The organism is Paenibacillus sp. N119s, assembly GCF_059447605.1.
In genome coordinates this window covers 1-9025 of sequence record NZ_JCAJRU010000209.1, presented here as the reverse complement: position 1 = coordinate 9025, position 9025 = coordinate 1, and the positions used below count along the sequence as shown (strand labels likewise).

General features: G+C 45.8%; 8 protein-coding genes. 5 read left to right on the top strand and 3 right to left on the bottom strand.

Annotated elements, in window-relative coordinates; translation table 11 throughout:
* Positions 1 to 621, top strand: a 621-nt coding sequence (locus AC5V8P_RS20025) for an HAD family hydrolase (RefSeq protein ID WP_495473802.1), incomplete at its 5' end; no start/stop codon positions are given.
* A gap of 134 nt (positions 622 to 755) precedes the next feature.
* A complete protein-coding gene (locus tag AC5V8P_RS20020; protein WP_064795356.1) occupies positions 756 to 1436 on the top strand; it encodes a protein kinase family protein in 681 nt (226 codons plus the stop codon).
* Between the two features lie 82 nt (positions 1437 to 1518).
* Here the strand turns inward: AC5V8P_RS20020 and AC5V8P_RS20015 are convergent, their stop codons facing one another.
* Positions 1519 to 2937 (bottom strand): NAD-dependent malic enzyme, encoded by a 1419-nt coding sequence (locus AC5V8P_RS20015; protein ID WP_064795355.1) that lies wholly within the window; start codon positions 2935 to 2937, stop codon positions 1519 to 1521.
* Between the two features lie 250 nt (positions 2938 to 3187).
* Complete coding sequence (gene speD, locus AC5V8P_RS20010) at positions 3188 to 3994, bottom strand: adenosylmethionine decarboxylase (RefSeq protein WP_063208231.1); 807 nt, start codon at positions 3992 to 3994, stop codon at positions 3188 to 3190.
* A 566-nt stretch (positions 3995 to 4560) separates the two neighbouring features.
* Here speD and AC5V8P_RS20005 point away from each other — a divergent pair.
* The gene (locus tag AC5V8P_RS20005) at positions 4561 to 5409 is read left to right on the top strand and encodes a hypothetical protein (protein ID WP_063208234.1); all 849 of its coding nucleotides are present in this window, start codon (positions 4561 to 4563) and stop codon (positions 5407 to 5409) included.
* Positions 5410 to 5490: 81 nt separating this feature from the next.
* Here the strand turns inward: AC5V8P_RS20005 and AC5V8P_RS20000 are convergent, their stop codons facing one another.
* Positions 5491 to 6504, bottom strand: coding sequence for an RluA family pseudouridine synthase (locus AC5V8P_RS20000; RefSeq protein ID WP_063208237.1), 1014 nt, complete (start codon positions 6502 to 6504; stop codon positions 5491 to 5493).
* Between the two features lie 223 nt (positions 6505 to 6727).
* Between AC5V8P_RS20000 and recQ the strand changes: the two genes are divergently transcribed.
* A complete protein-coding gene (gene recQ / locus AC5V8P_RS19995; RefSeq protein ID WP_063208239.1) occupies positions 6728 to 8626 on the top strand; it encodes a DNA helicase RecQ in 1899 nt (632 codons plus the stop codon).
* Positions 8627 to 8677: 51 nt separating this feature from the next.
* Positions 8678 to 9025, top strand: a 348-nt coding sequence (locus AC5V8P_RS19990) for a cobalamin-dependent protein (RefSeq protein WP_495473801.1), incomplete at its 3' end; no start/stop codon positions are given.

The window sequence follows — 9025 nt, the reverse complement described above, 5'->3', positions numbered from 1 at the left end:
CCTTATGAGGAAGCCTATCACCGTATTCGCTATTACAGCGATTTACTGTCAGCTAAAGGAGGACTATTGGAGGGGAAGGCAGGAGCGAATGAACTGGATGATATGAGGGAAGGTCGTTTTATTCTGGCATTACAAGAATTTGGGGTAGATCTTACCCGTGAGCAGGCAGTTCAGGTCCAACAAGAATACTTGGATCGTCAGTACCGAATTGATTCTTTTGAGGGGGCTACCTCGTTAATCGATGAATTGAGCTCGGCTGGCTATGTGGTTGGTTTGATTACGAACGGTCTTGTAGAACACCAGATGAGTAAAATTAAAGCTATGACATTGGAAAATCATGTTGCAGCAGAGCATATTTTTGTGTCTGGGACGGTTGGTTATGCCAAGCCTGATCCGCGCATTTTCGAAGTAGTAAACGAACGCACGGGAACTTTACCAGAGCATTGCTGCTACATTGGGGATTCCTGGCGCAATGATGTAGCGGGAGCTATCGCTGCCAATTGGCAGGTAATTTGGTTTAATCACAGGAACGCTACTCCGGAATCTGACGTGGCGGGGGGCTATAAAACAGCGGCTAGCTACGCAGAGTTAAGAAGGCTGCTCCTGCCGGACGCACATTAGAACGGTATATACATGTTTTTAAAAAGAATCCAACCTTTTTTGAAGCTATTTCAAAAGCTGGTCCGTAATACTATTCATCTGTTATAAATCTAACTTCATTTGGAATTAGTAGAACAGAGAAGGAGGGATCGCACATGGTAGAACAATGGAGACAGGCAGTCGACATCATAAGTCAAGTAACCGTATATAGTACGGAAGATAATGATCCAGTTACCATTAAAACAGCCACCCCAGGGGTTCGCTGTATTGGTATTGGGACAGATGCGGCCGTATTTACGCTCGATACGTTGCCAGGCTACGCGTTCAAGGTGTATTCAGACATGGCGATCGAGAAAAAAGATGCAGAGGCCGATGTGTATGAGCGTTTGCGAGGATCTGATTTTTTTCCTCATTATTATGGAAAAGGCGATAAGTACATTGTCATTAGTTACGAATCCGGTATTACGTTGCTGGATTGCCTGCTGCAAGGTATTCCGGTGCCGGAACAGGTCATTGTGGACGTGGAAGAGGCGAGGGAATTCGTCAGGTCCAAGGGATTGAATCCTCGTGATATTCATCTCAAGAATGTACTCATGCAAGACGGACGCGCCAAGGTATTGGACGTATCTGAATACGTAAAAGAAGGCGATGACAAGCGGTGGGAGCATTTGGTGTGGGCATACCATACGCTGTATTCCAGTTTCTCCGAGGTTAAGGTTCCCTCATGGATTTTGGATACGATCAAAAAATGGTATTACAAGCTGGACAACTCCAGCATCAATCTGGAGGAGTTTGCCCAGCGTGCCAGTCAATTGTTTTCTAGATGGAGATCATAACCGCTGTGACAGGTAACCGAATACAACTGTATGTTTCAATACAAAAGGATTGCACCCGCTTTACGGGAGCAATCCTTTTCTTTTATCTGAAATCTCTAGGCACTCTTCTGGCTGTACCGCTCGCAATCGCGGCTTGAATCACCTTTTTACGCACCTGTTGCACCGCACCTTCGTTAAATACACCCGGGATAATATACAGTTTGTTCAATTCATCGGGACGGATAGTGCCTGCGATGGCTTCTGCGGCCGCCAACTTCATCTCTTCGTTAATTTCACGGGCGCGGCAGTCCAGTGCTGCTCGGAATATGCCAGGGAAGCACAGTACATTGTTAATCTGGTTTGGATAGTCCGAACGTCCAGTGGCGATGACCCCTGCAATGTCCTCGACGTCCTCCGGGTTAATTTCCGGAACCGGGTTAGCCATGGTGAACAGGACAGGCGCTTCCTTCATACGCTTTACATCTTCTCGTTGCAGTATTCCACCTGCCGACAGACCGATAAACACATCCGCGTCTTTTAGAACCTCCGATAGCGTGCCTGACAGCCGTTCAGGGTTGGTATGCTGTGCATACCAATTCCACATCGGATGCTCATATGTTTCATCGGCTGTAAGTGCACCGTGTCGGTCAACACCAATGATGTTGACTGCTCCTGCCGATAGCAAAATTTTGGTACAGGCCACACCAGCAGCCCCGATACCACAGACAACAATTTTGACATCAGACAGAGATTTGCCGACCACTTTGAGCGCATTAATCAGCCCTGCATACAAAACGACAGCTGTGCCGTGCTGATCGTCATGAAAAACAGGGATGTCGAGCTCATCACGTAACCGCTGTTCAATTTCGAAGCAGCGTGGTGATGAAATATCCTCTAGATTAATACCGCCAAAGGCTGGGGCCAGCTGCTTAATGGCCTTAATGATTTCTTCGGTGTCCTGCGTATCCAGGCAGATCGGGAAAGCATCGACAGACCCGAGCTGCTTGAACAGCATGGCCTTCCCTTCCATAACCGGCATAGCTGCATACGGACCGATGTTGCCGAGTCCGAGGACAGCGCTTCCGTCAGAGACGACAGCGACGGTGTTACGCTTAATCGTTAGTCGGAAGGCTTTGTCCTGCTCCTCATGGATGGCCATGCATACGCGCGCCACATCAGGAGTGTACACTCTGGATAAGTCGTCGCGGTTTTGAATCGGGACCTTGGGCTGCATTTCAATCTTGCCTCCGAGATGTAAGAGGAAGGTGCGATCAGAGATGGACAGTACCTTTACACCTTGTGCTTTTTTAATCCGGGCGATCATTCGGTCGATTTCTGTTGGATCAGCAATGGTGACTGTAATATCTCTCACAGTAGCCTTCTCAGAGGTACGGATGACGTCAATGGCAATGACATCTCCGCCATGTTCGTTTACCAATGTAATCAATTGACCAAACTGGATGTGCTCGGTGGAAATTTCCAGTCGTAAAATAATGTTTTTACCGCTAATACCGCCTTGCATACAAATTCCTCCTTTGTCTTTCATAACAAAATAGTGAGATCAATTGATTGCGCTTACAATTAGGGGCAAGTCTAAAATCTGGGTGATAGTTAAAATTAGTGGTTTCTTTCCCTATCATAGTGAACATTCTTCCACTTGTACAGATCAAGCTGAGTAATCTCTAAATTTTTGTAGTCAAAAAGGACGAGAGCCGGGCTGAATTTCAGTCCAAGCAATCGTCCTTTGTGCAACATTATGATCCATCTTTTGTTTACGTCATATTTTTGCCGTAGTAAATTTCGTCCATTTCGATTTTAAGTCGTGCGGATATATTCTGTTGCTCTTGTTCACTCAGACTTTCCTTCGTGTAGCCAAACAGATAGTTGTCCAGATCAAATTGTTTTAGCTTGCATTTGGTATGGAAAATATTTTCCTGATACACGTTCACGTCGATCATGTCATACTGATTGCGTACTTCGTCGGGAATATAGTTTTGAATCGAGGCAATATCATGGTCGATAAAAAGCTTATGACCATTCGTATCACGTGTAAAGCCGCGTACCCGGTAATCAATCGTCATAATGTCCGTGTCAAAAGAATGAGTCAAATAGTGAAGTGCCTTGAGCGGGGAGATTTCCCCACAGGTAGAAACATCAATATCTGCACGAAACGTGCTGATTCCTTCGTCTGGATGGTATTCAGGGTAAGTGTGAACCGTAATATGACTTTTATCCAGCTGGATCACGACAGACTCAGGTAAGGGGCCTGGTGACTCTGCATACGATTCAGTCGGCACCTCCACAATAGGCCCTTCGGATATAAGTACCGTCACGCTCGCTCCTTGAGGGACATAATCCTGTTGGGCCACGTTGAGCACATGGGCGCCGATTATATCAGACACATTTTTCAAAATAGCTGTCAGTCGATCTGAGTTATATTGTTCATCAATATATTCGATATAGGCCTCGCGTTCCTCTTTCGTTTTGGTGTAGCAAATATCGTACATATTGAAGCTCAATGATTTAGTCAAATTGTTAAATCCGTGCAGGGTAATCCGCTGTTCCGGTGTTATGGTCATAGGCTATTTCCCCTTATAGTCGCAGTATTCATACGTAATATTCCCAACACGCCTCTTCATATACCGATTCATACAATCCACTCTGTAACGGACAAAATAAAGACTTGAATATGTATGTCTTACCCGTTTGACATCATTAAAAACAGGCAGCATCACTTGAGATCCTCTTGATTTTACATGTATGGGAATTTAACGTTAATATACTTTATTTCTTACTCAGCGTTTTTTTAGTAACAGAGCTTATAATGTGGACTATGTATACAGGAAAGGAACGAAATTGACAGTGGATTCGTAATATAACAGAAGATTTAGGTTCGTAATTCCTGAATTTAATGTATCTTATCTTCATAATGTTCAAATCTTAACCGAATATGATTATAGACCCTCAAAAATAGTGATTTTGTACATTGCGTAAAACGAGAAAAGCAACTTCAGCTACTGATGTGCGTATAATGAAATAAACGTAACAAGCTAAGAATTATGAAGTTAAATGAATTTTTGATCGCAAACTCATTTTATAAACCTATCTCATGTTACTGTAAGAAAATGGTGGAAGGAGTATCAAGATGCTGGCTTTGTCCGATCCGGTCTGGACTCTGCTCCAAGGCCCCTACGGTTCTTCTCAATACGTCCCAGAAATGTTAAAACAGCTCCAAGCCGGATATGATGGCGAAATAGCTGACACCTTGTATTGGGAGGAATTATATCACCAAAATACGTTGTATACTTGTACATTCGCGGCTGTACCTTATCTAGTAGACATTGCGCTAAAAAGTTCTGATATAGGAATTCGGGCAGATATATATAACATTTGCGGAATATTTGAAGCGAAAAATAATAATCCCTTACATACCAAAATTCCATTAGAATTTGCAAGGGATCAGGTGGAAGTGGATTCTAACCTGGCAGAATATATTTACGTGCAATATCAAAGTGCCATCGTACGGCTTGCAGAATTGACGGAAGAAATGGTGCTTTATGCGAAAGATCACGAAGGAGATGTCGGCAAACGCTATGTTCTCGCTGCGGCTGCTGCCTTTGAGGGGTATCATTGCGTAGCCTATATGCTGCAAACCTTTGATACAGGTGACGAATATATGCTGGATTGTCCTCATTGCGGTACCCCGCTCTATATTTGGCCTGATGAACGGAGTGACATTCTCGTTGTCTATGATATAGACCCTGTAAATTCAAGCAATCTAATCCCCTATCCGATCCGCCCCCGTTCATTGGACCATAAAGTTGCAAATATACAGTGGTTGCACGAATATGCTAAAAAAATAGATGAGAAATTGCTTCTTGCCCAGTTACCCTACTTAAACGGTTGGCTAGAATGTCCGGTGTGCCATACGCCTATCTATATATGGGATGAGTTGATGAAAATGGCTGATGGTGTTCGGACGTATACCGCTTAACCCATAAAAAAGGGGGGGTGTCTTTGGACGCCCCCTGATTTCTTTATTATTTATACTCACTCTCGTGTGCTTTACTTCAGTCTACTCCCGAAACGGATTCAGAAATGATTTAGGAATGTCAGATTCAAAACGCAGCAATACTCCAGTGACGGGATGAATAAACGACAATACCTGTGCATGCAGACCAAGGCGGCCGATCGACTTGCTCTTGGAACCGTATTTTTTATCTCCAACAATCGGGTGACCGATATCCTCCATATGCACGCGGATTTGATTTTTGCGTCCGGTCTCCAAACGCACCTCTAGCAAAGAAAAATGCCGATTAGCCTGAAGCCGCTTGTAATGAGTGACTGCGTGTTGTCCGTCATTCGGATAAGGACTGGAATACATTTTCAGCGTCTTGCTTTCTTTCAGCCATGAGGTGATTGTGCCCTCGGCTTTTTTTACCTGACCTTCTACGAGAGCAATGTATGTTCGTTCATACACAACTTCCTTCCACGCTTGCTGCATTTCCTGCTGTATGGCTTCGCTTTTCGCAAACATCATCACTCCTGAGGTATCACGATCCAAACGATGCAATACAAAAATGCGATTGTACGGATGCTCGCGTCGCACGTGGGCTGTAAGCTGGCGATACGCTGTGACTTCCTGCTCCTGCGCCGAAGCGACGGAAAGCAGGCCGGCATCTTTATGGATAACGATAATAGCTTCGTCCTCATGCAAAATACGCAGCCCGGTTAGTGGTACCACAGGAGCTACTTTTTCCTTGGAGAGCGCGACAGTCTGTCCTTGCTCCAGCGGAAAATTATGCACAGTACGAGGAATACCATTGACGGAAACTTGTCCGCGAGCCAGTGCAGATTTAATGGAATTACGGCCCATGCCAGTCACATGTTCAACTAAAAAGCTCAATAACTCGGCAGGCTCTTGAACAGTGTATGTTTTGGCAGGGGCTTTATCCGAAGTATGGGTTCTCCGTTGAGCTTCCGGTCTATTGGAGCCAGATTTTCCGGCAGGTTTGTGGTTTCGTCTGGAAGGACTTGTGTTTGGTGTTGATTTTGTATGATTTTTCCGTTGGGGTTTCCGATTATTCATGGGTTCTTTCTCCTTCTTGGAGCCGTGTCTCTTCATACTTGTGGACCAATTTGCGGCACCGTGTTCACTATATCATGAGAAAACAGCGAATGCCATAAGAGACTAAACCTGATTCCAGGCTTTCAGCGGTTGAACATTACCCCTAACCCCGGTAAACTATAAGGTAACGAAAGAAAAGCCGATAGGCGTCAAGGACGCTAGAAATATGAGGAGTTTTGAAACTATGAGTGTACAAGCACCAACATTGGAACGGGCGCAGGACTTGCTGCAAAAATTTTATGGCTATCCCGATTTCCGGGAGGGACAAAAGAAAATTGTGGCCAGTATGCTGGAAGGCAACGATACGCTGGGCATCATGCCGACAGGTGGCGGAAAATCGATATGCTACCAGATTCCTGCATTGTTGCATGAGGGGCTGACAATTGTCGTGTCACCACTCATTTCGTTAATGAAGGACCAGGTAGATGCGCTGACCACGATGGGGATTGCAGCTGCCTACATTAATAGTACGCTGAGCGGTCGAGAGGTCAATGACCGCATACGCGCCGCACGCAACGGGGATTTGAAGTTGCTGTATGTTGCTCCTGAACGATTGGAGCTGGATTGGTTCCGAGATGAGATGGCTCAATTACCGATTTCCTGCGTTGCAGTAGATGAGGCTCACTGTGTATCCCAATGGGGCCATGATTTTCGGACAAGCTATCTAGCTGTGGCTCCATTCGTGGACGGGCTGTATGAACGTCCAATCGTAGCGGCGTTTACAGCAACGGCTACACCGCAGGTTATGGATGACATTGTACGCCTGCTTCGTCTGCGTTCACCAGAGACGTTCGTTACGGGGCTTGGAAGACCGAACCTGGCGTTCAGTGTGCTGCGTGGAGAAGACAAACGCAGTTTTTTACTGAACTATACTCGCGAGCATGAGGGTGAATCGGGCATTATTTATGCGGCGACACGTAAAGACGTGGACGATTTGTATCAACGTCTGTGTGACGCTGGCATGGCAGCAGGACGTTATCATGCAGGAATGACAGATCAGGAACGTGCAGATAGTCAGGAAGGTTTTCTGTACGACGATATCCGTGTCATTGTCGCGACCAACGCCTTTGGCATGGGGATAGATAAATCAAACGTACGCTATGTCATTCATTACAATATGCCTAAAAATATGGAGGCGTACGTACAAGAAGCGGGACGCGCAGGACGTGATGGCGACCCGAGTCAATGTATTTTGCTGTTCGGACCGCAAGATATTGTGACCCAGAAGTTCCTGATTGAGCAAAACCCTCAGGATGAAGACCGCAAGCGCAACGACTACCGCAAGCTCCAGCAGATGGTTGACTATTGTTACACAACTCGCTGCCTGCGTTCGGCACAGCTAGAGTATTTCGGAGAAGCGGAGGAGCATGAAGCCTGCGGCATATGCAGTTCGTGCACAGATGAGCGGGAACTGGTGGATATGACTATAGATGCACAAAAGATTTTTTCATGCATTCATCGAATGCGGGAACGATATGGGGTTTCGATGGTGGCCTCGGTGTTGAAGGGCTCGCGTAACAAAAAAGTGCTGCAGTATGGTTTTGACAGCCTGCCAACCTACGGTGTGATGGGCAACCGCACAGAAAAAGAAATTGCTGAAATTATCAATGTTCTTGTGTCGGAAGGCTACCTGATGCTATCCGAAGGGCAATATCCGGTCGTACGCTTGCAACAACTTGCTGCTGAAGTGCTGAGAGGTCAGCGGAAAGTCATGCAGCGTGTGGTGCGACATGCCACTGCTTTTGCTGGTGGAGCGGGGTCACGCGGACGAAAGGGACGCGACACCTATCCTGCCGCGGTCAACGAAACTGTATTCGAGCAATTGCGCCTGATCCGCCGCGATCTGGCCGCTCAGGAGCATGTACCGTCTTATATTATCTTCAATGATGCCACGCTGCGAGAAATGAGCGTAGCGAATCCGCAATCCGAGGCAGACATGTTGCGGATCAAGGGTGTTGGTGAAGTGAAGTTCCGCAAGTACGGCAAGCCGTTTCTTGATTTCTTTCAAAATCAGGGGATTACCGGAGGAATGGTAAGCGAGGATGAAATTTTTGCAGACGATGTGTACGAGGATTTTGAATAGCTATACTAAAGATATACGATTCCCATGCAAACTTATAGAAGGTTGTGACCTATGAAAGTCATTTTATCAACATTAAACGCTAAATATATTCATACCTCGTTGGCCATCCGATGCCTCAAAGCCTACAGTGAAAAGGATTTTGATATCGAGCTGGCGGAGTATACAATTAAGGACCCGGTGATGAACATCGTATCCGATCTGTTTCAACGAGGGGCAGATGTCATCGGTTTTTCCTGTTATATTTGGAACATTGAAGAGACGATTAAAGTCATTGATGTATTGAAAAAGATTATGCCCGAGGTCAAAATCGTTTTGGGTGGTCCGGAGGTATCTTACGATACAGAGCACTGGATGAAGCGCTTGGCGAATGTGGATTTTATTGTTGTTGGTGAGGGAGAG

Excerpts from the sequence above, each read along its gene's own strand:
- AC5V8P_RS20020 (WP_064795356.1), top strand. The coding sequence starts at position 756 with ATGGTAGAACAATGGAGACAGGCAGTCGACATCATAAGTCAAGTAACC.
- AC5V8P_RS20015 (WP_064795355.1), bottom strand. The coding sequence starts at position 2,937 with ATGCAAGGCGGTATTAGCGGTAAAAACATTATTTTACGACTGGAAATT.
- speD (WP_063208231.1), bottom strand. The coding sequence starts at position 3,994 with ATGACCATAACACCGGAACAGCGGATTACCCTGCACGGATTTAACAAT.
- AC5V8P_RS20005 (WP_063208234.1), top strand. The coding sequence starts at position 4,561 with ATGCTGGCTTTGTCCGATCCGGTCTGGACTCTGCTCCAAGGCCCCTAC.
- AC5V8P_RS20000 (WP_063208237.1), bottom strand. The coding sequence starts at position 6,504 with ATGAATAATCGGAAACCCCAACGGAAAAATCATACAAAATCAACACCA.
- recQ (WP_063208239.1), top strand. The coding sequence starts at position 6,728 with ATGAGTGTACAAGCACCAACATTGGAACGGGCGCAGGACTTGCTGCAA.